General features: G+C 63.2%; 24 protein-coding genes. 12 read left to right on the forward strand and 12 right to left on the reverse strand.

Features of this window, described 5'->3' with window-relative positions; translation table 11 throughout:
• The first annotated feature begins 223 nt into the window (after positions 1 to 223).
• A complete protein-coding gene (locus JN279_RS14875) occupies positions 224 to 898 on the forward strand; it encodes a peroxiredoxin-like family protein (RefSeq protein WP_096448688.1) in 675 nt (224 codons plus the stop codon).
• A gap of 334 nt (positions 899 to 1,232) precedes the next feature.
• On the opposite strand, the gene JN279_RS14880 is transcribed toward JN279_RS14875, so the two are convergent.
• Positions 1,233 to 2,267 (reverse strand): class I SAM-dependent methyltransferase, encoded by a 1,035-nt coding sequence (locus JN279_RS14880; protein ID WP_096448687.1) that lies wholly within the window; start codon positions 2,265 to 2,267, stop codon positions 1,233 to 1,235.
• A gap of 314 nt (positions 2,268 to 2,581) precedes the next feature.
• On the opposite strand from JN279_RS14880, the gene JN279_RS14885 reads away from it, so the two are divergent.
• The gene (locus JN279_RS14885; RefSeq protein WP_179297952.1) at positions 2,582 to 4,549 is read left to right on the forward strand and encodes a putative bifunctional diguanylate cyclase/phosphodiesterase; all 1,968 of its coding nucleotides are present in this window, start codon (positions 2,582 to 2,584) and stop codon (positions 4,547 to 4,549) included.
• A gap of 15 nt (positions 4,550 to 4,564) precedes the next feature.
• Here JN279_RS14885 and JN279_RS14890 read toward each other — a convergent pair whose 3' ends face one another.
• The 3 genes from JN279_RS14890 to JN279_RS14900 form a co-directional block, all read right to left on the reverse strand.
• Positions 4,565 to 5,713 (reverse strand): amidohydrolase, encoded by a 1,149-nt coding sequence (locus JN279_RS14890; RefSeq protein WP_202353164.1) that lies wholly within the window; start codon positions 5,711 to 5,713, stop codon positions 4,565 to 4,567.
• Positions 5,714 to 5,862: 149 nt separating this feature from the next.
• Positions 5,863 to 6,447, reverse strand: a complete 585-nt coding sequence (locus tag JN279_RS14895; protein WP_202353165.1) for a cation transporter — start codon at positions 6,445 to 6,447, stop codon at positions 5,863 to 5,865.
• Between the two features lie 57 nt (positions 6,448 to 6,504).
• Positions 6,505 to 6,948 (reverse strand): SRPBCC family protein, encoded by a 444-nt coding sequence (locus JN279_RS14900; protein ID WP_096448683.1) that lies wholly within the window; start codon positions 6,946 to 6,948, stop codon positions 6,505 to 6,507.
• 298 nt (positions 6,949 to 7,246) lie between these two features.
• On the opposite strand from JN279_RS14900, the gene JN279_RS14905 reads away from it, so the two are divergent.
• From JN279_RS14905 to JN279_RS14930, 6 genes are all read left to right on the forward strand, one after another.
• The gene (locus JN279_RS14905; RefSeq protein ID WP_202353166.1) at positions 7,247 to 8,107 is read left to right on the forward strand and encodes an FAD binding domain-containing protein; all 861 of its coding nucleotides are present in this window, start codon (positions 7,247 to 7,249) and stop codon (positions 8,105 to 8,107) included.
• Entirely contained in the window at positions 8,107 to 8,583 is a 477-nt protein-coding gene (locus JN279_RS14910; RefSeq protein ID WP_096448677.1) for a (2Fe-2S)-binding protein, read from the forward strand. The genes JN279_RS14905 and JN279_RS14910 overlap by 1 nt, the downstream gene beginning before the upstream one ends.
• Positions 8,584 to 8,585: 2 nt before the next feature.
• Positions 8,586 to 10,847, forward strand: coding sequence for a xanthine dehydrogenase family protein molybdopterin-binding subunit (locus JN279_RS14915; protein ID WP_202353167.1), 2,262 nt, complete (start codon positions 8,586 to 8,588; stop codon positions 10,845 to 10,847).
• A 20-nt stretch (positions 10,848 to 10,867) separates the two neighbouring features.
• Complete coding sequence (locus JN279_RS14920; RefSeq protein ID WP_013894215.1) at positions 10,868 to 11,113, forward strand: MoaD/ThiS family protein; 246 nt, start codon at positions 10,868 to 10,870, stop codon at positions 11,111 to 11,113.
• Between the two features lie 393 nt (positions 11,114 to 11,506).
• Positions 11,507 to 13,135: a DUF262 domain-containing protein gene (locus JN279_RS14925; protein WP_202353168.1), complete on the forward strand. Its 1,629-nt coding sequence runs from the start codon at positions 11,507 to 11,509 to the stop codon at positions 13,133 to 13,135.
• On the forward strand, positions 13,059 to 13,934 hold the full coding sequence (locus JN279_RS14930) for a PIN-like domain-containing protein (RefSeq protein WP_202353169.1): 876 nt from the start codon (positions 13,059 to 13,061) through the stop codon (positions 13,932 to 13,934). Before JN279_RS14925 ends, JN279_RS14930 begins: the two co-directional genes overlap by 77 nt.
• A 66-nt stretch (positions 13,935 to 14,000) precedes the next feature.
• Here the strand turns inward: JN279_RS14930 and JN279_RS14935 are convergent, their stop codons facing one another.
• The 3 genes from JN279_RS14935 to JN279_RS14945 form a co-directional block, all read right to left on the reverse strand.
• Positions 14,001 to 14,537: a hypothetical protein gene (locus JN279_RS14935; protein WP_202353170.1), complete on the reverse strand. Its 537-nt coding sequence runs from the start codon at positions 14,535 to 14,537 to the stop codon at positions 14,001 to 14,003.
• The gene (locus JN279_RS14940; protein WP_202353171.1) at positions 14,534 to 15,367 is read right to left on the reverse strand and encodes an SPFH domain-containing protein; all 834 of its coding nucleotides are present in this window, start codon (positions 15,365 to 15,367) and stop codon (positions 14,534 to 14,536) included. The genes JN279_RS14935 and JN279_RS14940 overlap by 4 nt, the downstream gene beginning before the upstream one ends.
• Positions 15,368 to 15,460: 93 nt before the next feature.
• On the reverse strand, positions 15,461 to 15,943 hold the full coding sequence (locus JN279_RS14945) for a hypothetical protein (protein WP_202353172.1): 483 nt from the start codon (positions 15,941 to 15,943) through the stop codon (positions 15,461 to 15,463).
• Between the two features lie 665 nt (positions 15,944 to 16,608).
• On the opposite strand from JN279_RS14945, the gene JN279_RS14950 reads away from it, so the two are divergent.
• Positions 16,609 to 17,022 carry a DOPA 4,5-dioxygenase family protein gene (locus JN279_RS14950; RefSeq protein WP_202353173.1) on the forward strand — a complete coding sequence of 138 codons (414 nt, stop codon included), beginning with the start codon at positions 16,609 to 16,611 and terminating at the stop codon, positions 17,020 to 17,022.
• An 86-nt stretch (positions 17,023 to 17,108) separates the two neighbouring features.
• Here JN279_RS14950 and JN279_RS14955 read toward each other — a convergent pair whose 3' ends face one another.
• The 5 genes from JN279_RS14955 to JN279_RS14975 form a co-directional block, all read right to left on the reverse strand.
• A complete protein-coding gene (locus JN279_RS14955; RefSeq protein ID WP_202353174.1) occupies positions 17,109 to 18,242 on the reverse strand; it encodes a substrate-binding protein in 1,134 nt (377 codons plus the stop codon).
• Positions 18,243 to 18,308: 66 nt separating this feature from the next.
• A complete protein-coding gene (locus JN279_RS14960) occupies positions 18,309 to 18,581 on the reverse strand; it encodes a hypothetical protein (RefSeq protein WP_096448657.1) in 273 nt (90 codons plus the stop codon).
• A 91-nt stretch (positions 18,582 to 18,672) separates the two neighbouring features.
• Entirely contained in the window at positions 18,673 to 20,217 is a 1,545-nt protein-coding gene (locus JN279_RS14965; protein WP_244734596.1) for an HD domain-containing phosphohydrolase, read from the reverse strand.
• A gap of 174 nt (positions 20,218 to 20,391) precedes the next feature.
• Positions 20,392 to 21,345: a helix-turn-helix domain-containing protein gene (locus tag JN279_RS14970; protein ID WP_202353176.1), complete on the reverse strand. Its 954-nt coding sequence runs from the start codon at positions 21,343 to 21,345 to the stop codon at positions 20,392 to 20,394.
• Positions 21,346 to 21,430: 85 nt separating this feature from the next.
• Positions 21,431 to 22,207 carry an IclR family transcriptional regulator gene (locus JN279_RS14975; RefSeq protein WP_202353177.1) on the reverse strand — a complete coding sequence of 259 codons (777 nt, stop codon included), beginning with the start codon at positions 22,205 to 22,207 and terminating at the stop codon, positions 21,431 to 21,433.
• A gap of 272 nt (positions 22,208 to 22,479) precedes the next feature.
• Here JN279_RS14975 and JN279_RS14980 point away from each other — a divergent pair, with 272 nt between their 5' ends.
• From JN279_RS14980 to JN279_RS14990, 3 genes are read left to right on the forward strand one after another with little or no spacing between them, the layout of a single operon-like run.
• Positions 22,480 to 24,144 carry an amidohydrolase gene (locus JN279_RS14980; protein WP_202353178.1) on the forward strand — a complete coding sequence of 555 codons (1,665 nt, stop codon included), beginning with the start codon at positions 22,480 to 22,482 and terminating at the stop codon, positions 24,142 to 24,144.
• Positions 24,131 to 25,207 (forward strand): CobW family GTP-binding protein, encoded by a 1,077-nt coding sequence (locus JN279_RS14985; RefSeq protein WP_202353179.1) that lies wholly within the window; start codon positions 24,131 to 24,133, stop codon positions 25,205 to 25,207. Before JN279_RS14980 ends, JN279_RS14985 begins: the two co-directional genes overlap by 14 nt.
• 37 nt (positions 25,208 to 25,244) lie before the next feature.
• Complete coding sequence (locus tag JN279_RS14990) at positions 25,245 to 26,429, forward strand: ABC transporter substrate-binding protein (RefSeq protein WP_202353728.1); 1,185 nt, start codon at positions 25,245 to 25,247, stop codon at positions 26,427 to 26,429.
• The last annotated feature ends 33 nt before the right edge of the window (positions 26,430 to 26,462 follow it).

Below are 26,462 nucleotides of genomic sequence, written 5' to 3' on the forward strand. Positions count from 1 at the left end.
AGAGCCTGCTCGGCTCGTGGGGCGCCATCTAGTAAAAGCGTTGCCCTCCCTAAGAACTAGCGTCCGCCCTCTCCGTGCTATAAATTTGACTATCGACGCCGACCTCGACGCCGTCCTAAGGCCGACCGCCATTTTAGCATGCCCAAGGACGTATGTGCAGCACATGGGCTCAAGCCACCCGCCCGCACATCCCTTGTGGATTGACCCGCGAGGAGGGATCAGAATGTCAGAACGTCTCAACATAGGCCCGCTGCAACTTGGCGAAACGGCGCCCAATGTCGTGCTCGACGCGATTACCCGCGAGGGCAAGATCGCCATCGACGATTTCCGAGGCGAGAAACCAGTGCTGGTTGGGCTGTATCGAGGTCTCCATTGTCCTTTTTGCAGGCGCCAAATCGCCATGCTTTGGAAACTCACCCCAGCCCTCAACGAAAAGGGCATCGAAAGCCTGACAGTGGTCAACACGCCCATCGAGCGGGCACGCCTCTACCTGCGGTATCATCCGATGCTCGGCCTGCTCGCGGCATCCGATCCGGAGCGGACTTCACACCGCGCCTTTGGATTGCCGAATATGCAGATCACCGAAGACGAGAGCGCATGGCCGCAAAAGGTTTCAATGAGCGATGTGAAGTCGATGCGGGTCCACTTGCCGGGCGAGATGCCGGAGCCGATGAACCCGTTTGCGGCGCTCGAATATCTGAACAAGAAGGACAGCTACGATATAACGGAAGCGGATCAACAGATGATGGCCACCGGCATTGCGCAGCTCGTCGGCCAGTTCTTGCTGGACCGCGATGGCGTCGTTCGCTGGACTTCCAACGAGGTGCTCGATGGCGGCCTATTCGGCGCCCCGAACACTCAGGATCTGATGTCGGCAGCGTCGCAAATCGGAAGGTAAGGCGCAGCTTCGGTAGTGGGCCAGGCGCAGGATTACGCGAGTTGGCGGCTGTTGCCTGATAGGGCCCGTCCAGTTCGTTGCGCTGGCATTGGTTGCGGCAAAGGCCGCGGCTGCCGGTTCGAGCAACTGCGTGCCTCTTCGGCTGACATGAGGCGCAACTGCGACCTCCAGCGTGGTTGCCGCTAGTGTCTGCTTTCAGTGGTTGGCAGGACTGAGTTCTACAGCCGACATTGGGCGCGAAGCGGCAATTCGCCCAAAGGCAACGAAGGTCGCCTTTGGGCCTGGTGCAATCGATAATTCACGCAGCGCGCCCGCCGGGTGTTGGGCGCCGTCGCTACCCGCGCTTTTCAATCACCGCGTACAGCACATTGCGGTTCTCGCCGAAATACACCTTTGCCTCGACCGCGTTGCGGTCGACGCTGGCGTTGACGATGTTCCACATGTCGACTTCCGAGCGCAGCAGCAGCACCCAGTCCATGAAGGTTTCCCGGTAGCCGGCGTCGGGGGTGCCTTCGGCGTAGTTGGCGAACAGGAACGTGCCGTTCGGCTTCAGCATCTGCAGGCAGGTCTTGGTGAGTTTCACGGCGACATTGTGCTGGAGGTAGTCGTAGAGGCCTGAGGCGTAGATCAGGTCGAACTTGCCGAGCTTGTGGCTTCTGGTCAGCACGGTCCGCACCGAGCCGTCGATGGCTTCGACCGCGGTACCCTGGAAGTCGCGCGCGATCAGTCCGACGCTCTGCGGATCCTGGTCGAGCGCGACCCAGCGCTTGAGGCGGCCCTCGGCCAAGGCGACGGAGCGGTTGGCTTCACGCAGATGGCCGGCAGCGATCGCCAGCACCTCGGTGTCAGGGCCGTTCTTGGCCGCGGTCTCGTCGACATAGCGGGTCAGGAGATCGCGCCGTTCGCGTGCCGCCACGCATGACGGAACGTTCTGCGTGTGGCTGTAAAGCGCCTTGCCGATCTCCGATGCGTTGGCCACGCTCTCGGCCACATGCGGGTCGCAATAGATGTAGTCGAGCAGCTGCGCGTCGCCGGAATAGCCCCTGGGCTTGGTGAAGGACCAGTGCGTCAGCGGATCCTCGAGAAAGTACTTCAGGATCGGGTGGTTCTGCGCCACCGGGATCAAGGCCTGCCAGACGTCGGGATGCACCTTGGCCCGCAGCGCGCTGAGCAGCGACAGCAGCCGGCGAACGATCTCGGCGGGAAATTTCTGCTGCTCGATCTGCTGCTGTGTCGCGTGGAGGATGAGGGCCAACTCGGCGCGGGCGGTCTCGAACGCTTCGCCATGCTGCTCGAGCGTACCTTTACGCAGACTGCCGGCGATCATCTCGGCGGTAATCAGGCTTTGGCCATCAAACACGGTTTGCACACCAGGACTCCTTGGTTAACAGTCAGTTAACTTATTGCGTAGAATACTTCATTTGCCAACGGCACCTGGGGGCATTTTATCGTTATGATTAATTTCCCGCTAACCATCTCAATTTATTAGCGATCTTGCAGATAAGATTCTGGGTTCGAGTTAACGCAAACTTGTCTGGAGCCATCGCATTTTAGCGCGCGGCAATCGTGTCGCGTCCCAAGGAGTCGTCCTGCGTGGGGGCAGAAGCTGGAAAAGAGTTCGGAGCGCAAAACCCCCTTTCGCAGGGGTTTGTGAACGAACGCGCGTCATCCAGATTGGCCGATATGGCGGATGTGGAACCGTATGATCCGCGCCAGGAATTGGGGGCGGCGGAACTGCGCATCCTTTACCGCGTCGAAGCCCTGGCGAAGCGAAGGAAGGACGCCAGGCCCGGGCTGTGGATCGCCGTCGTCATCTATGTGCTGTTTTCGGTATCGGACCTGCTGCTGATACCTGACGTGGCGGCCTATACGATCACAGCGCGCTTCGCTGTCGGATTGACCGCTCTGCTGACCCTGGAAACCCAGCTTCGCCGGGGCGTCGCCACTGAATGGCTTGATGTGACCTGTGCCGCGGCCATCATCTTTGGCTATATCGGTTGGCTGTGCCCGGCATCCCTGGGGGCGGACAAGGAAAGCGTCGCCTACTATATGGTTTTCGGCACCATTTTCATGATGAGTGCCAATCTTTTCTTCACATTCAGCTTCAAGGTGTCGATCATAACGTCGACAATCATCCTGTGCATTCTGTACGTGGTGAACTACTTTTTACCGGCGTCGCTGACATACAAGATGGTGTTCGGGACGTTCTACGTTTCATGCTTCACCTTCACCTCCTATGTGAACTGGAAGCTGAACGAGGAGCGCTACAACGTCTTCCTGAACGCGCTGGAAGCCAAGATCCAGCACAAGGAGGCCACCGAACGCGGCAAGGCGCTGCTCAGACTGTCGCGGACGGATCCGCTGACAGGCCTGGAAAACCGGCGCGCCATCGACGAGAAGCTGCGCGACTATTGGAGCGACTGGCAAAAGCTCGGCAGCAAGTTCGCGGCGATCCTCATCGACGTCGACTTCTTCAAGAAATTCAACGACTGCTACGGCCACCAGGAAGGCGACCGCTGCCTGATCCATGTTGCCAATGCGCTGAGCGATCTGATCAAGAACTACAATGGCTCGATCGGGCGCTATGGCGGTGAGGAATTCATCGTCCTCGCCCGCATGGACAAGAAGGAACAGGTCACGGAGCTGGCGGAAGCCATTTGCCGCACCGTGGAGAGCCTGGCGATCACCCATGAGCTGCGGCGCGACGGGGTCTCGATCGTGACGGCGAGCGTGGGTGCCGCGTTCACCAGGACGCAGGCCGGCGCCAAGCTGGAGAAGATCATCCACGAGGCGGATCGCGCGCTCTATCTGGCCAAGGCCGGCGGCCGCAATTGTGTCCGGCTGTTCGACCCGACCGATCCGCAGAGCAGCGACGAGAGCGAAAACCTCGCGGCGCTTCTGAAGATCGCGATCGCGCAGGGCCTGGTTTCACTCGTCTATCAGCCCATCCAGGATGTCGTTTCGGGCCGGGTCGAGGCGGTGGAGGCGCTGATGCGCCTCAAGATGCTGGACGGAACCCTGGTTCCCCCGAGCCTGTTCATTCCCGTCGCCGAACGCACTGGCGCGATCCTGGAACTCGGCCGCTGGGCTATAAGGACGGTCTGTACCGAGCTGCTGGCGGACGATCATGTGCGTGTCGTCAGCGTCAACGTCTCGCCGATCCAGCTCAAGACGCCTGGTTTCGCCGCGTCGGTCGCCACCATCCTGGGCGAGACCGGCGTGACCGGCAACAGGCTGGCCTTCGAAATCACCGAAGGCCTCGAGATGGAGATGCACTCCGACATTCTGCGTTGCATCAGCGACCTGAAGCTGCTCGGCATCAAGATCTGGCTCGATGATTTCGGCACCGGCTTTGCCGGCCTGTCGTGGCTGCGCCTGATCGATTTCGACACGGTCAAGATCGACCGCTCCTTCCTGCACGATTGCGGCACGCCGAAGGGCATGGCCATGCTGCAGGACATCATTGCGCTGGTACGCAATCGCGGCCACCAGATCCTGGTCGAAGGCGTGGAAACCGACGAGCAGATCGCGCTCATGCGCGAATTCGGCATCGACAGGATCCAGGGTTTTCGCGTTGGCCGTCCGGTTCCCGCCGCGAGTTACCAGGCAAAGCGGGGCGTCCAAAAACGTCCTTACCTGAGGTCCGCGTAACGACCTCGGGCGAACTCAGCCCAGCAGATTGCGCGCCGTGCGCATGAAGATCCTCGAGCCGATCGGGATCAAATCGTCGGGAAAATCATAGTCCGGATTGTGCAGGGAAGGGTGGCGCTCGCCGGCGCCGAGGAAGAACATCGCCGACCTGGCGCCGTGGCCGAACAGGCCGAAATCTTCCGAGGCACGCATCGGCAAGGCTTCCTGCCCATGCACGACGCCTTCTTCGTCGAGCGCGCGCTGCAGATGCTCCACCGCGTCCGGCGCGTTGACGCTGGCGACGAAGATCTCATGGTAATCCCAGCGCGCCGCGAGGCGGTGCCGGCCGGCGATGTCCTTGACCAGGGATTCGGCGGCGGCGCAGAGATCCGCCATGCGCTCGTCGCTGCGGGTGCGCAGCGTCGCCCAGACCTCGGCATGCGCGGGCGCGATGCCGAACACGGCTTCGCCCATCTGCGCATGAGTGACGGTGACCATGGAGAAATCGTCATCGGCGAAGGTGGCACGGCCGAGCGCGGGCAGGGCCGGCATCAGCTCCGAGATCGCCGGCATGGGCGAGATGCCGGTCTCGGGCATGGAGGAATGCGCGGTCTTGCCCTCCAGCACGATGCGCATGCCGCGCGAGGCGCAGTTGACCACGCCGGGTTTCAGCCGCACCTCGCCGAACGGCACGCCGGGCAGATTGTGCAGCGAGAAGGCGAAGTCGGGTGCGATCTCGCCGTAGCGCGGGTCGGCGACGACGCCGGCGGCGCCATTGCCGGTCTCTTCCGCCGGCTGGAACATCAGCACGACGCGGCCGCTGGCCGGCCGCTCGCGCCCCAACTGACGGCCAAGGGCGGCCAGGATCGCGGTGTGCCCGTCATGGCCGCACATATGCGACTTGCCCGGCACTTGCGAGGCATGCGGCACGCCGGAAAGCTCCTCGATCGGCAGCGCGTCGAGCTCGGAGCGGAACAGCACGGTCGGGCCGGCCTTGCCGCTGTCGTAGACCGCCGCGACGCCATGCCCGCCAAGGCCGGTCAGCACTTTGTCCGGCCCGGTGTCGGCAAGGAAGGAGACGACCTCCTTTGCCGTCTTCTCCTCCTCGTTCGAGATTTCCGGCTGCCGGTGCAGCTTGCGCCGCCATTCGGTCAGCTCGACAATGTCCCGGTTGGTCAGGGTCATGCTTCTCGGCCTCCGTTCCATGGCATCTCCAATAACACGCCCGGTCGTTCAAGCGCGTCGAAACTCGATGTGCCACGCTGAATTCGCAGCCGTCCTGGGCAAGATGGGCCGCAATGGCCGACCACATAGGGTGACATGAAAGCGCGAAACTACGCTTCGGCCCGGCGTTCTTCCCGCGCCGCTTGCCACACCTCGCGTGCCGCATCGGCGTTCATCGCGGCGATACCCAGTCCCACGACCAGATCCGGCCACGCAGAGCGCCAGAGGAATGCTGTGACCAACCCAGCCGCTATGATGGCGATGTTGGCGATGGCGTCATTGCGGGCCGACAGGAACGCGGCCTTCGTCAGACTCCCGCCGTGATGACGGTAGGCGGCGAGCATGTAGGCGCAGGAGAGGTTGACGGCGAGCGCGCCTAGCCCCGCCAAGGTCAAGGCGATGGGCTGCGGCGGCACGGGCATGTTGAACTTCTCCCACGCCGTCCATAGCGTTGCCAGGCCCGGCACCAGCAGGATGAGCGCCAACGCCATGCCCACCCGGGCGCGAGAGCGCAACGACCAGCCGAGCGCGAGCAGGATGAGGAGATTTACCGAGGCATCCTCGAGAAAGTCGACACTGTCCGCGAACAGAGACACAGACCCGATGGTGAGCGCCACAGCGAACTCGATCCCGAAATATGCGAGATTGAGCAGCGCGACGATGAGGACGATGCGACGGAGCCGGAGGTTCATCATCTGAAAGTAACACCGTTCGCAGCCGCCGACGCCGCTGCGAACGGTGTCTGGAATGTGCTATTGATTGATCTCGGGTTCGACCAGCTTTGCCAGGTTTCTAAGCGATTCCTGCCAGCCGAGATAGCAGGCCTCGACCGGAATGACGTCGGGAATCCCGGCCTGGGTGATGTCGATCTCCGTGCCGACCGAGACTTTTTTCAGGATCACGGTCACCTGGATCTCGCCGGGCAAATTGGGGTCGTCGAACCTGTCGGTGTAGCGCAGGCGCTCTCCGGGCACGAGTTCGAGATACTCGCCGCCGAAGGCATGGCTGCCGCCGGTGGTGAAGTTGCGGAACGACATCTTGAACGTGCCGCCGACCTTGGCCTCGAGGTGATCGACCGTGCAGGTGAAGCCGTTCGGCGGCAGCCACTTGGCCAGCGCGTCGGCCTCGATGAAGGCGCGATAGACTTTTTCCGGGCTGGTGGTGAGAACACGGTGCAAACGTACGGTGCCGGGCATATCCTGTCCTTTCATGATGCCTGTTCAATGTCCCAAGGACGAACGGGGTCTGGCCGATCCGACACGGGCGCCTAGATTTTTATGCACCCGGCCGCAAGCCTGTCACATCTCTGTGCATGTCGTTGTCGCAAAACCGCTGCACAGTTTGGGTGACATGCACTGGCGTAGGCCAATTCAGGTCGATTTGGGACTCGATTTTGCGGCGGCTGGACCAATCGTCGCAAATGACGAACCGGATAGCCATTATGAGGCGATTGGTTATAACGGTCGCTGAGATTGCCATATCCAAGGGGAGACGATGCGCTACATACGTCCGCTTTCAATCGAAGATGCCGTTGGCCAATTGGCCGGATCGGCCGGCACGGCAGCCATCCTGGCCGGGGGCAGCGACCTGCTGGTGAGGATGAAGGGCGGCTTTGTCGAGCCCGACCTGATCGTCGACATCAAGTCGATCGCCGGCTTGAGCGAAATCCGCGAAACCGCCGACGGCTTCAGCATCGGGGCTGCCGTCCCTTGCGCCGTGCTGGGCGAGAACGCGGCCCTGAAGAAGGCCTGGCCTGGCGTCGTCGAGGCGGCCAAGCTGATCGGCTCGAAGCAGGTGCAGGGCCGTTGTACGATAACCGGCAATCTGTGCAACGCCTCGCCGGCGGCGGACAGCGTGCCGGCGCTGGTTGCGGCCGGCGCCAAGGCAGTCATTGCCGGGCCTTCGGGCAAGCGCACCATTGCCGTGGAAAAAGTTCCGATAGCGCCGGGCAAGACCTCGCTCGTGAAGGGCGAGATCATTGAAGCGATCCTGCTTGGAAAACGCGCGCCGCGTTCGGGCGATGCCTATCTCAGGTTCATTCCGCGCACCGAGATGGACATCGCCGTGGTCAGCGCCGGCGTGAACCTGACGATCGACGAACACGGCGTCGTCACGGCAGCCCGCGTGGCGCTGGGTGCGGCCGCCCCCACGGTGCTTCTGGTGGAAGAGGCCGCCGAGGCGCTTATCGGCAGGAAGCTCGACGAAGCAGCGCTGGAGCGGCTGGCAAAAGTCTGCGCCGGCGCCTGCCGCCCCATCGACGACAAGCGCGGCACCATCGATTTCAGACGCAAGGTTGCGGGTGTGCTGGCCAGGAGAGCCGCCACGACCGCCTACGCACGTGCAGGAGGCAAATGATGGCTGGTATTGCAGTCTCGACGACAATCAACGGCGACAATATCGAATACCTCTGCCAGCCTGACGAGACGCTGCTCGACGTGCTGCGCGACCGGCTCGGCCTGACCGGCGCCAAGGAAGGCTGCGGCACCGGCGACTGCGGCGCCTGCTCGATCATCCTCGACAACCGGCTGGTCTGCTCCTGCCTGGTGCTCGGCGCCGAGGCCGAAGGCCGGCGCATCGAGACCGTCGAGGGGATGGCGCATGGCGACCAGCTGCACACGCTGCAGCAGAAATTCCTCGAGCATGCGGCGCTGCAATGCGGCATCTGCACGCCGGGTTTCCTGATCGCGGCCAAGGACCTTTTGGCGAAAAACCCCGACCCGACCGAGGAGGAAATCCGCTTTGGTCTCGCCGGGAACCTGTGCCGCTGCACCGGCTATGACAAGATCGTGCGCGCCGTCCAGGACGCGGCCATCGTGATGAAGGGAGCCTGAAGATGAATTTCGATCCACGTTTTTCCGGACGTAAATTCGCATCCGTCGGCACACGCCCCATCCGCCCCGACGGCGTCGACAAGGTGACCGGCCGCGCCCGCTATGGTGCCGACTTCAACATGGCCGGCCAGCTGGTCGGCCGCGTGCTGCGCAGCCCGCATGCGCACGCCATCATCAGGAAGATCGACACTTCGAAGGCCGAAAAGCTTGCGGGCGTGAAGGCGGTGATCACGGCGAAGGACCTGCCTGACCTGACCGATGGCGATGCCGCCATGTACGACATCCTCGACAATTGCATGGCGCGCACCAAGGCGCTCTATGACGGCCATGCGGTGGCCGCGGTCGCCGCGATCGATGCCCGCACGGCCAGGCAGGCGCTGAAGCTGATCGAGGTCGACTACGAGATCCTGCCGCATGTTACCGATGTCGACGAGGCGATGCAGCACCACGCGCCGCTGATCAACGACACGATCTTCACCGAGGGCCTCGAGGAAAAGCCGGTAAAACCCTCCAACGTCACCAAGCGCAGCCAGTTCGGCCATGGCGATGTCCATCAGGGCTTTGGCCACGCCGACTTCATCGTCGAGCGCTCCTTCAAGACCGAGCAGACGCATCAGGGCTATATCGAGCCGCATGCCTGCGTGGCGAGCGTCTCGTCCGACGGCACCGCCGACCTGTGGGTCTGCACGCAGGGTCATTTCGTCTACCGCCAGCACTGCGCCCAGCTGCTCGGCATGGAAGCTTCCAAGCTGCGCGTCACCTCGTCGGAAATCGGCGGCGGTTTCGGCGGCAAGACCCATGTCTGGGCCGAGCCGGTGGCGCTTGCCTTGTCACGCAAAGCCGGACGCCCGGTGAAGCTGGTGATGACCCGCGACGAGGTGTTCCGCGCCTCGGGCCCGACCAGCGCCACCTCGATCGACGTCAAGATCGGCGCCCGCAAGGACGGCACCATCACCGCCGCCGAAGCGACGCTGCGCTACAGCGCCGGCCCCTATGCCGGTTCCTGGGCCGAGATCGGCGCCATGACGGCGTTCGCCTGCTACAAGCTCGATAACGTCAAGACGGTCGGCTACGAAGTGCTGGTCAACCGGCCGAAGACGGCGGCCTACCGCGCGCCCTCGGCGCCGATGGCGGCGTTCGCGGTGGAAAGCGCGGTCGACGAGCTCGCCAAGGAGCTCGGCATGGACCCGGTCGACTTCCGCATCAAGAACGCCGCGCAGGAAGGCACGCGCTCGTCCTACGGCCCGGTCTATGGCCCGATCGGCATCGGCCCGACGCTGGAGGCGGTGAAGAACCATGCGCACATGAAGGCGCCGCTCAAGAAGAACCAGGGCAGGGGCATGGCCTGCGGCTTCTGGTTCAATTTCGGCGGCCAGACCTGCGTGGACCTCAACATCGGCATGGACGGCTCGGTGTCGCTCGCCGTCGGCACGGTCGATGTCGGCGGTTCGCGCGCGTCGCTGTCGCTGGTGGCGGCGGAGGAGCTCGGCATCGATTATTCTCAGCTCAAGGCGGTGGTCGCCGACACCTCCTCCCTCGGCTACAACGACATGACCGATGGCAGCCGCGGCACCTTCTCCTCCTCCATGGCGACGATTTCGGCCGCCCGCAACGCGATCAAGATCCTGCGTGAGCGCGCAGCGCAAATGTGGGACATTTCCGTCGACGACGTGGTCTGGGAACAGGGCCACGCGGTCGCCAAAGGCGAGAAGCACGGCAATCTCGGCAAACTGTCGCTGAAGGAGATCGCGGCGCAATCCGGCAAGACCGGCGGGCCGATCGCCGGCCACAGCGAGCTCGTCGCCGACGGCGCCGGCGTCTCCTTCGCCACCCATATATGCGACATCGAGGTCGACCCCGAGACCGGCGCCACCAGGGTGATCCGCTACACGGTGGTGCAGGATGCCGGCAAGGCGGTGCACCCGACCTATGTCGAGGGCCAGTACCAGGGCGGTGCCGCGCAAGGCATCGGCTGGGCGCTCAACGAGGAGTATATTTACGGCAAGGACGGAAGGCTGCAGAACGCCGGCTTCCTCGACTACCGCATCCCGGTGTGCTCCGACCTGCCGATGATCGACACGCAGATCCTGGAAATCCCCAACCCCAACCACCCCTATGGCGTGCGCGGCGTCGGCGAAACCTCGATCGTGCCGCCGCTGGCGGCGATAGCCAATGCGGTGTCGAACGCGGCGGGCGTGCGCATGACCCACATCCCGATGTCGCCGCCGCGCATCCTGGCGGCGATCGAGGCGGAACGGGGCTAGGGCAGGGAGAGCTCAGGCCAATGGTCGAAGTCACCCTCTGGGGCGCCCTCGGCCAGCTTGCCGGCGGCAAGAGCAAGGTCGAGGTCGAAGCCAAGGACATCAGGGAACTGTTCAGGAAACTGGCTGAACAGTATCCCGGCTTTGAGCCGTGGATCGATCGCGGCATTGCCGTGGCGATCGACGGGACGATTTATCGCGATACGTGGAGCAAGGAGCTGCCGCCGGGGGCGGAGATTTTTTTGCTGCCGCGGTTGGCGGGGGGGTAGATAGGTGACGACCGCGGCCTAGCCATGCCACATGGACTTGAGAAGGGCTCGACGATCGAAGGGTCAGAAACGGGCGTTCCGGAATGGTCGCTGTTGACCCTTCGAGACGAAGTGCCACGCTCCGCCGCTAACGCCTAGAGCGCGGTGTGCGCGGTCTTCACGCCGATTCAGGCGTGCGGTGGCTAGGGCGGAGGTTGCACCGCTCGTGTATGCGCCGAAGTGGACGAGCCCTGAAGTGATCCAGAGTGCGTTCATCGGCTGATTACTGAATCAGGAATGCATCAAGAGCAGTCATCCCGTCGTCGAATCTAGGCGGCACCTTCTTGCCCAAATCCCCGTAAGCTGATGGAATAAGGATGATCCGAAAACGATATGATTCCAGGGAATGGGTATTTGCAAAGCACACCCCTAAACGCCTCTGCTAGCACCGCAGGTGCGCTCTTTTCGAACACCACATTTGAAATACCTGAGTTCCAGCGTGAATATGCTTGGGGATCCGATGAGGTGTCGGAATTCTGGAGTGATCTCCAAGGGAGCCTGGACTCGGACACCTATTTCCTCGGGTTGATCATCCTGACCAATCAAGGCGAAGGTCTGAACAGTAGAAAGGACGTAGTCGACGGCCAGCAAAGGATCATAACACTTAGTTTGCTTGCTACAGCGATTTATCATGAAGCATTGACCAGAGAGCGCAAAGCGCTGGCGGAACGCATCCAAGCGGATTTCCTAAGGTCAATCGACTACGAGTCAGACGCAACGGCACCTCGGGTCAAGCTATCGGATCATGCCGATGACCTGACGTTTCAGTCCATTTTGTCGACCGGGAGCGGACCTGCCAATTTGCTCGAAGACGGCTCCGTTTCTGCTCGCATGGTCGAGTCGTTCGAGTATCTTAAGAGTCGGCTCCAACAGGATCTGAGGTCGGACCCTTTCAAGCGACTAGGCAGATGGACCGACTTCCTGACAAACAAGTTGTATTTCGCCGTGTTTGTTCATCCCGATGCCTCGACCGCCTACCAGGTCTATGAAGTCATAAACACGCGTGGCAAGGATCTGACGACGGCCGACCTACTGAAGAATTACATCATCAGCCAGGCGCCGCCCAATCAACGTTCCGAGCGCTACAAAGACTGGCGAGGGATCTCGAAGCAATTCACGGATGAGGGAAGTAATAATTTCGTCCAGTACATCCGTCATGTCGTGACCGCACGTAGTGGTTACGTTCTACCTAAGGACCTGTTTGGATTCTTGGCTGGTCGAATCACTCTGTCCGGAAAAATCCCACCTACGCCTCCCCAGTTGGTCGGCATGCTCCAGAACGATCTGCCCCTCTATCTTCAAATGATAGATCCCACTCTTGGTGGGCCGGCTGAGGGAAGCACGCTAGAGATATTCTCGGCGCTGAACAGTCTGAGCGTACTTGCAGTTCGGCCTATTCTCCTCGCTACATTCGGCGTTCCGGATGCTCTCGAGGGAATGAAATATGCATTGAAACTGGTCGTCAGGCGCATCGTCGTTGGCAATCTCGGGACAGGTAACGTCGAACGTCGCCTGGGCGAGGCGGCAAAGTCGGTCTACGAATCCAACGATTGGCACGTCCTCATTGATGCATTGTCGGATTTGAACCCGGAAAAAGATGAGTTTGTCGACAAACTCCGAAGCCGATCATTCAATAAGCAAGTGCTCCGCTTCCTACGATCTTCGATCATTCAGAAGGCCATTGCGCCTCGAACGAACGGTACCCTTCACCTCATCTGGACACGGCAGTCTGCCGTTGGCGCGATGAGCGACGAAGAAGGGGCAGCGTGGTCATCTACTATCGGCAACACGTTTTTGTCCGACCTTGAGCGACGAGACAAAACCGTAACGGATTGGGCCAGCTTCAAACAGAAAATGCTCCCAAGGGCCGTGAATCATGAATGGGTAGATCGCCTTGGGGAAATCGATGAGTGGGATGCACAGGCCGTTCAAACCCTCGGCGCGGAACTCGCGCAAGCCGCTGGCGATCTCTGGTATAGCTGAACCACGTCTGCGGCTGGATAACACCACGAGCCGCGTTCTTGCGGTACTAAATCGAGATCGCGGTTTAGATTCGCTCGAAGCGTTGGCTCACTCTCTCCAAGAAACGAGGCCCCAACGTACGCTGAACAAGACGGCAATCGCGTTCGACACAAATGTGTTGTTGCGCCTTGGAAATCATCCAAGAAGCGCCGATATTGTGGACTATCTTGGCAGTACTTCATTCGATGGCGTCGTGATACTGCCCGGACAGGTGGTTCAGGAATTTTGGAATAATCAACTCAACGCTGTTGATTCAATGGCAGCGTCCATAAAAAAGAAATTCGACGCTCTTTCGGCAGACATTTCAAAGATCGATGAAAGCTTTCACGGCTTCCAAGAACGATTCAACAAATTGCTTGACGATTTCCGTGGCGACTTTGGATATGTCTACGACGAGGGTACTGTAAGGCGTTTGCGAATTATTGTGGAATTTCTGCAGCAGAAGGCTATTGTGCCTTACGTTTCTCGATCCCCATTTGCAGAGATGGCGGTCGCGCGTAAGCGAACGAAGACTCCGCCTGGCTTCAAGGATGATGGAGACGGGGACTTCTATGTCTGGGTAGACCTCTTGGTCGGTCTGCTGCAAGTACAGCGTAGCGGTACTCATATCGAGCGCGTTGCCCTTCTATCCCAAGATCGCAAGCCCGACTGGTCGAGGGAGGGCGTTCCTCACCCGATTCTTGCAGCCGAAGTTAAGGCACTGACTGGAGCGGCTTTCGAGATTTGGAGTCTGGATCAGCTTGCCGAGCAGTTACCATAGGTAACACTTCTAAGGCTCCAACGGTCGTAGGTCTCATCGCCCGCCCTCCCGCTCACCCTCCCACCCTCACAGCAAAAACGTCTGCCGCTCCCTTAACGTCGCCGTGATCGCGGCAATCCCCTCCTCAATCTCGCGCTTACCCGCCAATATCGCATCCCCTGCCGCACCTTCCAGCATCGACCGCAATAACTCCGCCTGGCCGACCAGCACCGCGTCCTTCTCCGCCAAGGCCGCCAGCGTGGCGGCTTCCTGGCGGTAGCGCTGGGTCATGCGGTCGTTTTCCGGCACCGGCTGGTGGCGGATCAGGCCTTCGAGCGCGCCGACCTCGCGGCCCAGGCGCTCGAGCGCCTGGGCGTTGGCGACGATCGTCGCGTCGGGGAAGGGGTTGGCCCGCGTCGGCGGCGGGATGTTGTCGCGGCGGTAGCGGGCCTCGGCTTCGTCGAGGCCCGCGCGGGCGCGGTTGAGCAACGAGCAGGCCATCTGGCGCACGCGCTGGTCGTCTGCGCGCAGCTGGTTTTCCTGGCGGTAGAAATTGTAGCCATAGCCATAGAACAGGTTGATGCCGACTTTGGCGAGCGGCCCGGCTTCGTAGAAGCGGCTCATCTTGTCGCGCCCACCTCGTCGCCCAGGGGATAGAAGCCCGTGGGCTGGCCGCCGATGTTGAAGGGCACGCCGGCGGCGGCATTGGGCGCCGAAACCAGGCCCTTGTCGGCCATGCGCAGCGCCAGGTAATAGCGCACCGACTCGATCGGGGTCAGCCCGATCGCCTGCAGCGAGATCAGTTCGCGCATGCGCTCGTCGCGCGGCATGATCAGCACCTTCAGGTCGTTCAGCATGATGCCGTAGACTTTTAGGAAATCGGTGAGGTGCGCCTTCACCGCCTCGCGCACGTCGCTGATGCGCTCGTTGACGTTCTCCATCTTGGTGATCTGGATGATCTGGTTGATCGCCTGCTCGATGGCCGGGCCGGCATAGTCGGCGATTTCCTTGGTGTCGATCACGGCACCGGCGAACGGCATGTGGGTGATGAGATCGAGCGCCTCTTCCTTGCTGTCGATGTGGATGTAGTAGTCGACGACATAGGACATCTCCGCCATCTCGGCCGAGGTGGCGACGCCCTCGTTGCGGACCAAGAGCTTGGAACGGTTGATGTAGATGACCTCGTAGACCCAGGGCGAGGAGCCGCCGAAAAAGCCTTGCACGACCGATCCGACCAGCGGCTTGTCCGGCGTCTGCAGCGCATATTGCCCGGTCTCGTAGACGTTGAGCACCGCGCCGCGCGACTTCAGGATGCAGAAATGGTTGCTTTCCACCGTCAGCAGCGAGCCCGAGACGATGCTCTCGTCGACGATCTTCATCGCCACGGTCCGGGTGCCGAGCGCGTCCGTGCCGTCGCGCTGCAGCGACGTGATGACCTGTCTGGTGATTGCCATGATGAATTCCCCTCCTGATGTACCGGCACGCCCAGCGCGTGCCCGATCCTGTTGACGCGCGGCCAGGCGGAACCGGATGGCTCCGCCACCCGCTCAGCGATTTGTCTGCCGCGCTTTCGCCGGCCCTGAATTTCGTGGCGAACAGAGGCCCTTGCCGCCGAAGGCTTGCTGCAGCCGTGCGGTACGGTCGGTGCGCTGGCGGTAGCCGCCGTCGCCATCGAGCAGATATTTTACGCGTTGTTTGTCACGCGGCTGCGATGCCGTCGTCTTTGTCGAGACTGCCTTCCTGAGCGGCTCTATCGCCTCGGTGGATTTGCGGCCGGTCCTGATCCCAGAGTCCTGCATGGCCCGGCCCACGGCCTGCTCGATCAGGTCCTTGCTGTTCTGGCCGAGGAAGCTCGACACCAGCCCGGCTACATCTGTGGCGATGTCCTCGACTTGATCGTCTTGATCGTCGTCGGTGGAGGCGGCCAGCGGCGAAGCACCCGACTGAACGCCCTTTTCAGGGCGCCGGCTCTTGCCCAGCTGCCGCCAGAGGATGAATGCGAAGATGAGTGCAAAGACAAAAAACGACATTCGACCAGCCCCGTTCCGTGGTCCGCGTTGATTGCAGGATTGAAGATGTTGGACGTCCCTTCAGCGCTTGTGGCGCTGCACGCTCCCGTCCTCAGGCACGAACAACCATCTTCCGCTGCTCAGCGGATCAATGGCGGCCGCAATGCCTGTCGACTTCCCTCCCAGTTAACGCGTCAAACACATTTCTTTCCCGAACGGGGCTGTCCAGGAACCATGGATGGGCAAAAGCTGCATCGTTGATAAGGGAAGTCTCAAATGCCAGCCATACACATTATCGCGAGCGAATATGGGCGCGGCCATTGCTGGTGTTCCCGATGGGAAAGCCGCGGCAAGCACCAAGATCGTTCTCCCTGGGTCGGGGCAGGGGCTATCACATATGGCAGCGCTAGCCCCCTCTCCGTCCGCTTCGCGGCCACCTCTCCCCCACTTTGTGGGGGCGAGGAAACGCTAACTGTCGAGGTCGCGACCTTTGAAAGCTTGGGTTCCTCGCCCCCATGAAATGGGGGAGAGGTGGCTCGGCGAAGCCGAGACGGAGAGGGGGCGGCGCTGCCATATGTCATTGGCCGCAGACGCGCCCCTCAAGTGCGGCCAGGTGGCCTTGCTTAAGACCGCATTCTTGGGCTCAATGGCCGGATGGTCGCCACGCTGCGAGGGAGGGCATCGAGATGAGCCAAGACAGTCCACGGCCGCTGGCCGAGATCGCCAGCTATCACGCCCATATCTACTTCGACGGGCCGGCCGAGCGGCAGCGTGCCGAATGGCTGCGGCTGCGCATCGGCGAGCGGTTCCGCGTGCGCCTGGGCAATTGGCACGACAAACAGGTCGGCCCGCATGACCAGGCCATGTACCAGGTCTCCTTCGCCAACGAGATTTTCGGCACGCTGGTGCCGTGGCTGATGTTGAACCATGGCGGCCTGAGCATCCTCATCCACCCGAACACGACCAACCCCAAGCGCGACCATCTGGTCGATCCGGTCTGGATCGGCCGGCCGCTGGGTGTGCACGGCGACACGCTTCCGGACGAACATGAGGCGGAAGAGGCGCTGGAGGTTAACACCGAGCCGTCGCTGCCGGCTTAGGGGTTCCCAGCGCGGGGGAGCAGCCATGTGGCGGGCGATATCCTCACCGCCTCGCCACTTGGAAGAACGCGATCGTCGCCACCAGCTCAGTGCGCGCCGCTCAGTTGAGGTTCGCTGCTAAACACTCGTTCGTCAGGATCGATCGGACCCAGGTTCTTGACGACCCGGAATCGACCATCCCGCGCCTGCGCGATGTACATGTTCATGCGAACGTGGTGCTGGCCGGGGACCATTTCGGCCGGGCCACCCGGGCCCTCGCTGATCCGGGCGTGATCGAGCGCCCGGATGACCGCGTCCTGCTCGATCGTACCGGCCTCGTTCACCGCCGCCTCCCACATCTTGATCGCCCGGTAGTGGCCGGTGCAGCCGCTGCCCGCGGTCAACATCGCGCTGCCGGGGAAACGGTCCTGGTAGCGACGCAGGAGCGCACGGCCAAACGGGTCCTCGAGTTCCTGATAGTAGTCGAGGCAGCTGTAGAGGCCTTCGATCTGCTCGGAAGGCACCAGATTGAAGAAGTTCTCGTCGAAGTAGGTGCAGATGATCTTGCCGCCGCGTTTGCCGAAGCCGGCACTGTGCAGTTCTTCGAGAAACGGCGTCAGGCCGGGCGGAACGATAGTGTTGAACACCACGTCGGTGCCGCTCGCCATGATCTGCCGCACCGTCTGGCGGAAATCGACGGTGTCGAGCGGGAAATACTCCTCGCCGACGATCTCGCCGCCATTGGCGCGCACCACCCGGCTCGCCGCCTTGTTCAGCAAATGGGGCCAGATGTAGTCGGCCGACGGCAAATAGAACTTCTTCGCACCGGTGCTCTTCATCAGCCACGGGACCAGCGGCTCGACCTGCTGCGCGGGCACAGGCCCCGTGCAGAAGATGAGGGGATCGCTTTCCTGTCCCTCATATTGTTCGGTGTAGATGTAGAGCGTCCTGCCGCGCACGACGGCCTCGCTCTTGATGGCCTGGCGGGTCGAGCTGTAGATGCCGCCGACGACCAGGTCGACCTTGTCGACGTCTATCAGTTTCGCGGTCCTTGTCTTGGCAACGCTGTCCGTGGTCTCGCCGTCCTCGATGACGACCTTCACCGGCCGGCCCAGAAGGCCACCCCTGGCGTTGATGTCGTCGACGAGCATGGTCGTGAGGTTTGCGTTGGCGATGCCCATGAAGGACAACGCGCCGGTGAGTTCGGCGACAAGGCCGATCTTGATGGGTTTCGGGTCCATTTCATTTCTCCGATCTTGGGGGCGTGGAGCGCGCGGCTGCCGGTAGCAGGCGGCGCGCGGCGCACGTCAGGCCTCGTAGTGGCCGAGCAGCAGTGCCGCCTGCGGCTTGCCCATGTGGCCGGCTTCCTGCAGGATCGCCGGAACTTCGGGGTCCGACACGAAGTTCTTCCAGCCCTCGGCGTCCCAGTCGAAGATCGCCCAGATGCGGTCGGGCTCGCTGGGGTCGCGGAACACGGTTGCACCGTTCGAGCCGTGCAGCCGGCGCTTGTCGGCGCCCTTGGTCGAAAAGATGTGGATGAAGCGGTCGACGTCAACCACCTTGGTCGTTGCGAGAAGCATGTGATTTTCCTCCTGTCGGTCGCGGCCACCATTGGTCCGTCGACAGGATCACGATGCGCGCTCCGGCGCGGGCGCGCATGGGGTGGATTCCCTATGCCTGCTTTTCGCCCGGCCGGACAAGGCCGTGCTCGACCGCATAGAGTGCCGCGGCGGCGCGGGTGGTCACGCCGATCTTGGAATAGACGCTCTGGATGTGATGGTCCGCGGTCTTGGGCGAGATATCCAGCTTCCGAGCCGTTTCCTTCGCCGTAAGCCCGGCGGCGATCAGGCGCAGCACCTCGATCTCACGTGGCGTCATTCCGGCCAGCGGCCGAGGCGGCGCCCGGCGCGACGGCTGCCCGGCGAAGGATAGCACGGCCTCGGCGGCGTCGGGGCAGATACAGCCCTCACGAATGGCGGCGCGCAACTGCGTCGCCGCCGCCTCGCTGGACAGCGCCCTGCGGTGAGGACGTTCCTCTCGCGACGTCTGGAACGCTTCGGCAGCTGCCAGGATCCTCGCCGCCGGAGACAGGTCGGAGCCGCCGACCTTGCGGTGATACCCGGAGCCGTCCAGGCGTTCGTGATGGCGCAGGACGAGCGCTGCCATCGGCTCGCCCTGGCGACCGAACGAGGCCAGCGCCCGCTCGCCGTAGTAGGCGTGCAATTGCGCCGCGTCGCGTTCGCGCACCGACAGCGGACCGTTGCGCATCCAGGTCGCCACCGGCACCACGAGTTCGCCGATGTCGTGAATGCAGCCCGACCAGCGCAGCGCGCGGACCTCAGGGTCGGGCAGCCCCATCCGTTTCCCCGCACCCTCGGCCAGTTCCGCCACCATCCGCGAATGGCCGTACGTAAACGGCATGCGCATGTCGATCATGTCGGCGATGGCGAGGAACGCCTCGTCACAGGCGGCCTCGTCCAGCGTCGCCGGCGGTTCGGGCTCGAGCGCCAGGATCGTCTCGCGGTCGACCGTCGTGCCGATCCCCTGCATCAGCGTCGGCGCGTTGGCCGAGACGAGCCGGGCCAATTCCGCCTCGTATGGGCCGTCGGCGCGGCTGGCGATGGTTTCGGCCATTCCTTCGATACCAGCGGCATCGCTGAGCGCAATGGCATCCTGCGCCAGTGTGATCAGGCGCACGGCTGGCAAAACATCCTCGCCGCTCAACCCACGCGGCAAGCCCTTGCCGTCCCAACGTTCGTAAATCTGTCCAAGATTGCGTCGCACCTCCCCAGGCAGGCCCAGCCGCTCGCCGATCCGCTGCGCGACCTCGCAATGCGCGGTGAGCACTGGGCGGGCCACAGCGAGCGCCTGTGACATCGCGGCCTCGATCGCCTTGGCCTGCGCGTCAGGATCGAGATCGTAGTAGAGCCGCTTGAAGGCCTGCACGAAGACCCTGCCCAGTTCCGCGCGGTTGCCCATGTCGAGACCGACAAGATCCTGACGGAGCGCGATTTCGTCGCCAAAGGCGGCGGACAGCAGATCCGTATCCGCGTTGCAACCGACATAGCGGAGCATCGACTGGTGGTAGGCGTTGCGCCGATCTTGCTCTGAAAATCCCGCAAGATCGGCGATCCGCATCGCAAGCACGCAGGATTTCAGTGCGAAATCGCGAGAATGGCCGGTGGCAAGGTCCGAAGCATAGGCGAGGACCATCATGAAGTCCGCCCGGCGGATCGAGACGTTTGGCATCGCCCACCTCCCAATGGCCCCACGTTAGCCCCGCGTACCGCCAACACCTAGGGAAAAGTCCTACGCCTGATGTACTATCCTTCGAGAAACAGATCGTCCGGTCGGTCAACCCCGGCCATCCACGGCAGTCGATTTTCGCCCCTAATGCACCACCGCCCGCAGCCGCTCGCGCAGCTCTCGCGGCGCGACGTCATAGCGGCTCTTGAAGGCGCGGGAAAAATGCGCGCTGGAATTGAAGCCGCAGGCGAAGGCGATTTCGGAGATCGAGGCCGAGGCGCGGGCGGGGGACAATAATTCCTCCTTGCTGCGCTCCAGCCGGCGGTCCCAGACGAAGCGTTCCAGCGTTGCGCCTTCGCCTTCGAAGGCGCGGTGCAGATAGCGGCGCGAGCAGCCCATGTGGCGGGCAATGTCTTCCGCCGACAGGCTGCTGCGGGCGAGGTTGGCGTCGATATAGGCGACGATGCGCTCGCGCAGCGCTTCGAGCGGCGAGCGGCGGAATTCGGGCGCCATCGGCTTGGCCTGGATCAGGCCGTTGACCAGCTGGATCAGGCTTTCGCCGACGCGCCGGCTGCCGGCTTCGTCGAGCCTGTGCGCCTCGCCGATCGCCATCTGCATCAGGCCGGAGACGATGTGGGTCAGGCTGTCTTCCTTGCCGGGCAACGGCAGCGGGGCGGAGAGACGGGCCAGCGTGTCGTCGCCGAAGGTCGAACGCGGCACCTGCAGGATCAGCTGGTCGACATCACTGAGGTTCTGCAGGGAGTAGCTGCGCACGGGGTCGTAAATGATCGCCGATTGCGGGCCGAGATCGACGGCGATTTGCTGCTGCTCGAAGCGGCTGCGGCCCCTGATCTGCATCAGGATCTTGATCGCGTCGGGATCGAAGCTGCGCCAGAACAGCCGGTCATTGACCACCAGATGTGAATTGGCCTTGATCTCCGACAGCCGGCAGGCGCCGAGATTGACCGACACAAGCTGCGGGATCGACGGCTCCGTGCCGCGCGGGAAGCGCTGCGTGATCGGGCCGAACAGCAGGCGCGATGTCGACAGGAAAGCCTCCCCATCGGCGATGCTGACATGAAGGGCGGCAGCGTGCATGTGTTCCTCCTCCAAACAAGCCTTCCCGTCTTGGCGCGGGATTGGGGCGCGGGCTTATGCAACGATCAATAACTTAACATGATAATTATCTCTGCCGCAACGGCACCGATGCATGCCATTGTTCGCCGGTCAGTTCGGCCGAGATGCGGCGCCCTGCCTCGCGCGCGGCCTGCCCCTGGCGCTCGGCGGTCGTGTCGTCGATGCGCGACAGCGGCGAGGCCACGGCCAGCGTGCCGACAGGAAAGCCGTCCGAACCGAGAATGGGGGCGGCGACCGAGTGCACGCCTTCCTCATAGCCCTGGGCGCTGCGCGAATAGCCGCGCGTCGCCGCCAGCCGCACGGCCTGCATCACCGCGTCGCGGCTGGTCATGGTGTGGGCGGTGAAGGCGGTCAGCGGCCTGGCGAAATGCACTTCCACGGTTTCCGGGCGCGAGAAGGCGAGGAAGGCGATGCCGGACGCGGTGCCGTGCAGCGGCAGGATCTGGCCGACATCGACGCTGACGCGGTTGGCTCTTGCCGACAGCTCGACATGCACGGTGAGCAGCGCGCCGGCGCTGAACTCGGAGAGATGCACGGTCTCGCCGGTCTCCAGCGCCAGCTCGCGCACCATGGGCGCCGCGACGCGCACGAACGGTAGATGCGCGTCGCGCATGCGGGCCAGGCGGGACAGGCCGGCGCCGAGCCGGTAGCGGCGGCTCAGCGGTTCCTGCTCGATCAGTCGGTGCTCGGCCAGCGCCACCAGCAGCCGCCGCGCCGTGGCCTTGTCGAGGCCCGACTTGCGGGCAATGTCGGAGAGGCCGATTTCCGGCTCCTTCGGCGTAAAAAGCTCCAGCAGCGAAATCGCCTTGCCGACCGTGCTCATAGCAGGGTTCTCCATTTTACTTATCGTGTTAACTAGTAGATAGTTAGCGTGTGAATTAACTTGACAGCGGCGTCAGCGCCTTGCAGTCTGGCTATAACATACAAAACACCGGTTCACATGATGAACCGATGGGGGAACAAAAAACAAGGGCAAGCGCGGTTTCGCGGCAACACAAGGGTGTCCGCCGCACGCAATGCCGAAAATGGCCAGGCCCGGGAATGGCAAAGTGCCGGCCCGCGCGGCACGCAACCGGCGGTGAGGAGCGAGACGACATGCCAGACAGAAGTGCCGACCTGGTTCTTAGCAATGGCCTGATCTACACGCTGGATCGCAAGCGGCCATGGGCCTCGTCGGTGGCCGTCAAGAGCGGGCGCATCGTGGCGGTGGGCGAGGCGGATGCCGTCGCCGGTCTGACGGGCCCGGAAACGCGTGTCGTCGATCTGGGTGGCGCCATGCTGATGCCAGGTATTGTCGACGTGCACGCGCATCTGATGATGGGCGGCCAGGCTGAACTGTTCGAACTACGTTTCCCGCCGACGGCGAGCTTCGAGACGCTGATCGCGCGGGTTGGCGAGGCGGCGGCCAAGGCGCCGGAAGGATCATGGATCATCGGCGGCCAGTGGGGCAGCGACCTCCTGCCGAAGCTCAACACGCTGGAGGCGCTGGCGGCGCTCGACAGAGCCAGCCAGGGCCGGCCGGTAATGTTGCGCGACGACACCTATCACAACCGGTGGATCAACTCTGAGGCCCTGCGTTTGGCCGGCGTCTCGGCCGCCACGCCCGATCCGGAAAAGGGCTCGATCGGCCGCGACCCGGCAACCGGCGTGCCGACCGGCATGATGATCGAATCCGCCGCCGGAATCGTCGAAAGCACCATCGCCAGATCAGGCCACTACACCGAGGCGATGGACCGGGCGGCGATGGCGCAGTCGATCGCCACGCTCAACTCCTACGGTGTCACCGCCTTCCTCGACGCCGCCGCCATGCAGCCGATCCTGGCGGCGCTGAAAGGCCTCGACGATCGCGGCGAACTCACGGCGTGGTCGGTGTCGGCGATGCCGGCGGTCGAGCCATCCTTCATGTTCGGCATTGCCGGCGACGAACTGATCGCGCTGCGCGAGAATTATCGCGGCACCCATGCGAAGCCGGATTTCGTCAAGGTGTTCCTCGATGGCGTGCCGGGCGCGCGCACCGCGGCCTTCCATGAGCCTTACACCGATGATCCGATCCTCGGCTGCTGTTTCCGCGGGTCGACCATCGTCACCGTGCCGGACCTGATCCGCTGGGTCGGCAAATGCGAGAAGCTTGGGCTCGGGGTGAAAATCCACTGCGCCGGCGACGCCGCCGTCAGCCAGGCGCTCGACGCCATCGATGTCGTGCGCTCCTTCAACGGCCCGACCAGGCTGATCCACCACATCGCGCATGCCAGCTACATCGCGCCGGCCGATATCGCCCGCTTCGCCGAACTCGGCGTCGCCGCCGACCTGTCGCCGTTCCTGTGGTATCCGACCAGCTTCCTCGAAGGCCACAAGCAGACGATGGGCGACGCGCGGGCCCAACGCTTCTGGCCGAACAAGGATCTGCTGGAAGCGGGCGCGCTGCTCGCCGGCGGTTCGGACTGGCCGGTGATGCCCAATCCCGATCCCTGGGACGGCATCGAGGGGCTGGTGACACGGCGCAACCCGAGCGGCGAATTCAAGGGCGCTGCCTTGTGGCCGGAGCAGGCGCTCGATGTCACCACCGCGCTGGAAATCTTCACCATCAACTCGGCCCGCGCCATTGGGCTCGCCGACACGGTCGGCTCGATCGAGATCGGCAAGTCGGCCGACTTCATCAAGCTCGACCGCAACGTGCTGGAAACACCCGCCGACGAGATCGCCGACACCAAGGTGCTGACCACCTGGTTCGAGGGGAGGGTGGTGTATGAGCGGAGCTGACCGCCCCATCCCGGTGACGGTGCTGACCGGCTTCCTCGGCTCGGGCAAGACGACGGTGCTCAACCGCCTGCTGCGCCGTCCGTCGCTGGCCGGGGCCGCCGTCATCATCAACGAGTTCGGCGCCATCGGGCTCGACCATCTGCTGATCGAGGCCAGCGAGGAGCAGTTCGCGCTGCTCGACAATGGCTGCGTCTGCTGCACCGTGCGCGGCGATCTGGTGGCGACGCTGAAGGCGCTCGACCAGCGCGGCCGTGCCGGCGATGTGCCTGAGCTGACCCATGTCGTGATCGAGACGACGGGGCTCGCCGATCCGGCACCGATCCTGCACACGCTGATGGCCGAGCCGGATCTCGCCGGCCGCTATGTCATCGCCGGCGTCGTCACCACGGTCGATGCGGTCAATGGCTGGTCGAGCCTCGACCGCCATGCCGAGGCAGCCAAGCAGGTCGCGGTCGCCGACCGGCTGCTGGTGACCAAGACCGATCTGGTTTCGCTGGAAGTCCTCGGTGAATTGCAGCGCCGGCTGACGGCCCTGGCGCCGACCGCACGGCAAAGTCTGGCGCAGAATGGCGAGGCCGACTTCGACATCCTCGATATCAAGCATTTTGGTGTGGCGGCCGATCCCGACAGGATCGCTGCCTGGCTGGAGATGGCGGGGCAGGAATGCGGACCTGACTGCGCACACGATCACGCGCACCACCATCACCACAGCCATGTCCACCACGGCATCCAGTCCTACAGCTTCGTCATCGACGAGCCGGTCGAATGGGCAGCCTTCGCGCGCTGGCTCGACTACGTCGCGGCGCTGAAGGGCGAGGACCTGCTGCGGCTGAAGGGCCTGGTGCATGTCACTGACCAGCCGGAGCGGCCGCTGGTGCTGCACGGCGTGCAGCACGTCTTCCATCCGCCGGTGCGGCTCGATGCTTGGCCATCGGCCGACCGGCGCACGCGGCTGGTGTTCATCGTGCGCGACATTGCGCGAGAGACGATCGCACGCACGCTGACCAAATTCGCGGCCATCGACGCCGCCAGCATCAGGGCGCCAGATCGCGCCGCCGCATGATCAGAAAATGAATCAGGAAAACAGGGGAGTGACTGACATGCAATGGAAATCCAGCCTGCTCGCGGCGGCCTTCGCCGGCCTCGGCCTTGGGGCAGCAGCCGGCACGGCGTCGGCCGCCGGCCCGACCTGCAAGGACGGGGCGATCAAGGTCGGCGCGGTGTCGACCATCACCGGTCCCGCCGATTTCAGCGAGGTGCCGAAGGCGACCCAGGCGGCGTTCGATGCGGTCAATGCCGCCGGCGGCATCAATGGCTGCAAGATCGATTACACGATCGCCGACGACAAGGCCGATCCGGCGGTCGCGGCACAAGCCGCGCGCGATCTCATCGACAACAAGGAAGCGGTGGCGCTGGTCGGCTCGGGCAGCCTGCTCGACTGCGCCGTCAATTCCGCCACCTACAGCCGCAAGAAGATCCTGTCCGTGCAAGGCCTTGGCGTCGACGCCGCATGCTTTTCCTCGCCCAATGTGGCGCCGGTCAATGTCGGGCCCTACACGCTCTCCACCGCGATGGCCTGGTACGCCACCAACCAGCTGAAGAGCGAGAAGCTCTGCGCCTTCTTCATCATCATCGGCGGCACCCAGGAAGCCTACAAGAAGGCGATCGAGAACTGGGAAAAGATCTCGGGCAAGAAGATCCATCTCATCGACCTGACGCTGCCCTTCCAGGGCGATCTGACACCCTACGTCATCAAGGCGCGCGACGCCGGCTGCGACGCGGTGCTGACCAACCAGGTCGAGCCGCAAGTGGTGCAGCTGATCAAGACCGTCGATGCACAGAAGATCACAGGCATCAACTGGCTGTTCCTGGCGCCCGGCTACACCGAGCAGGTCGCCTCGGCATTGGCCGACACCAAACAGCCTATCTATGTCGGCACCGAATGGGAGCCCTTCACCGAGAAGAGTTCGGCCGCCAACGCACAATGGGCGGCCGACATGCAGAAGGCCGGCCGGCCGCTGACCGCCTTCTCGCAAGGCGGCTATCTCGCCGCCCAGTTGTTCCTCAAAGTGGTGGCGTCGATCGACGGCGAGGTGACGCGCGAGAGCGTGAGCAAGGCGCTGCACGAGATGCAGCCGATCACCAATCCGCTCGCTGGCTCACCCTATGTCTTCGGCACGGCCAAGACGCATTCGCCGATGCAGGCGACCAAGGTGATGAGACTGGAAAAGGGCGCCTGGACGGTCGAGACGCCGGACTGGGTCGTGCTGCCGCAGGCCAAGTAAGTCCTCCCGGGGCGTTGGCGCCGCTCCTCACCC

It is taken from the genome of Mesorhizobium sp. 113-1-2 (assembly GCF_016756475.1).
GTDB lineage: Bacteria > Pseudomonadota > Alphaproteobacteria > Rhizobiales > Rhizobiaceae > Mesorhizobium > Mesorhizobium loti_C.

Coding starts and splice junctions, on each gene's coding strand:
- JN279_RS14885 (WP_179297952.1), top strand. CDS start 2,582: ATGGCGGATGTGGAACCGTATGATCCGCGCCAGGAATTGGGGGCGGCG.
- JN279_RS14875 (WP_096448688.1), top strand. CDS start 224: ATGTCAGAACGTCTCAACATAGGCCCGCTGCAACTTGGCGAAACGGCG.
- JN279_RS14940 (WP_202353171.1), bottom strand. CDS start 15,367: ATGGCAATCACCAGACAGGTCATCACGTCGCTGCAGCGCGACGGCACG.
- JN279_RS14905 (WP_202353166.1), top strand. CDS start 7,247: ATGCGCTACATACGTCCGCTTTCAATCGAAGATGCCGTTGGCCAATTG.
- JN279_RS14965 (WP_244734596.1), bottom strand. CDS start 20,217: ATGATGGTCCTCGCCTATGCTTCGGACCTTGCCACCGGCCATTCTCGC.
- JN279_RS14915 (WP_202353167.1), top strand. CDS start 8,586: ATGAATTTCGATCCACGTTTTTCCGGACGTAAATTCGCATCCGTCGGC.
- JN279_RS14950 (WP_202353173.1), top strand. CDS start 16,609: ATGAGCCAAGACAGTCCACGGCCGCTGGCCGAGATCGCCAGCTATCAC.
- JN279_RS14895 (WP_202353165.1), bottom strand. CDS start 6,447: ATGATGAACCTCCGGCTCCGTCGCATCGTCCTCATCGTCGCGCTGCTC.
- JN279_RS14900 (WP_096448683.1), bottom strand. CDS start 6,948: ATGCCCGGCACCGTACGTTTGCACCGTGTTCTCACCACCAGCCCGGAA.
- JN279_RS14980 (WP_202353178.1), top strand. CDS start 22,480: ATGCCAGACAGAAGTGCCGACCTGGTTCTTAGCAATGGCCTGATCTAC.
- JN279_RS14970 (WP_202353176.1), bottom strand. CDS start 21,345: ATGCACGCTGCCGCCCTTCATGTCAGCATCGCCGATGGGGAGGCTTTC.
- JN279_RS14985 (WP_202353179.1), top strand. CDS start 24,131: ATGAGCGGAGCTGACCGCCCCATCCCGGTGACGGTGCTGACCGGCTTC.
- JN279_RS14955 (WP_202353174.1), bottom strand. CDS start 18,242: ATGGACCCGAAACCCATCAAGATCGGCCTTGTCGCCGAACTCACCGGC.
- JN279_RS14935 (WP_202353170.1), bottom strand. CDS start 14,537: ATGAGCCGCTTCTACGAAGCCGGGCCGCTCGCCAAAGTCGGCATCAAC.
- JN279_RS14920 (WP_013894215.1), top strand. CDS start 10,868: ATGGTCGAAGTCACCCTCTGGGGCGCCCTCGGCCAGCTTGCCGGCGGC.
- JN279_RS14960 (WP_096448657.1), bottom strand. CDS start 18,581: ATGCTTCTCGCAACGACCAAGGTGGTTGACGTCGACCGCTTCATCCAC.
- JN279_RS14890 (WP_202353164.1), bottom strand. CDS start 5,713: ATGACCCTGACCAACCGGGACATTGTCGAGCTGACCGAATGGCGGCGC.
- JN279_RS14990 (WP_202353728.1), top strand. CDS start 25,245: ATGCAATGGAAATCCAGCCTGCTCGCGGCGGCCTTCGCCGGCCTCGGC.
- JN279_RS14910 (WP_096448677.1), top strand. CDS start 8,107: ATGGCTGGTATTGCAGTCTCGACGACAATCAACGGCGACAATATCGAA.
- JN279_RS14930 (WP_202353169.1), top strand. CDS start 13,059: ATGAGTGGGATGCACAGGCCGTTCAAACCCTCGGCGCGGAACTCGCGC.
- JN279_RS14945 (WP_202353172.1), bottom strand. CDS start 15,943: ATGTCGTTTTTTGTCTTTGCACTCATCTTCGCATTCATCCTCTGGCGG.
- JN279_RS14975 (WP_202353177.1), bottom strand. CDS start 22,207: ATGAGCACGGTCGGCAAGGCGATTTCGCTGCTGGAGCTTTTTACGCCG.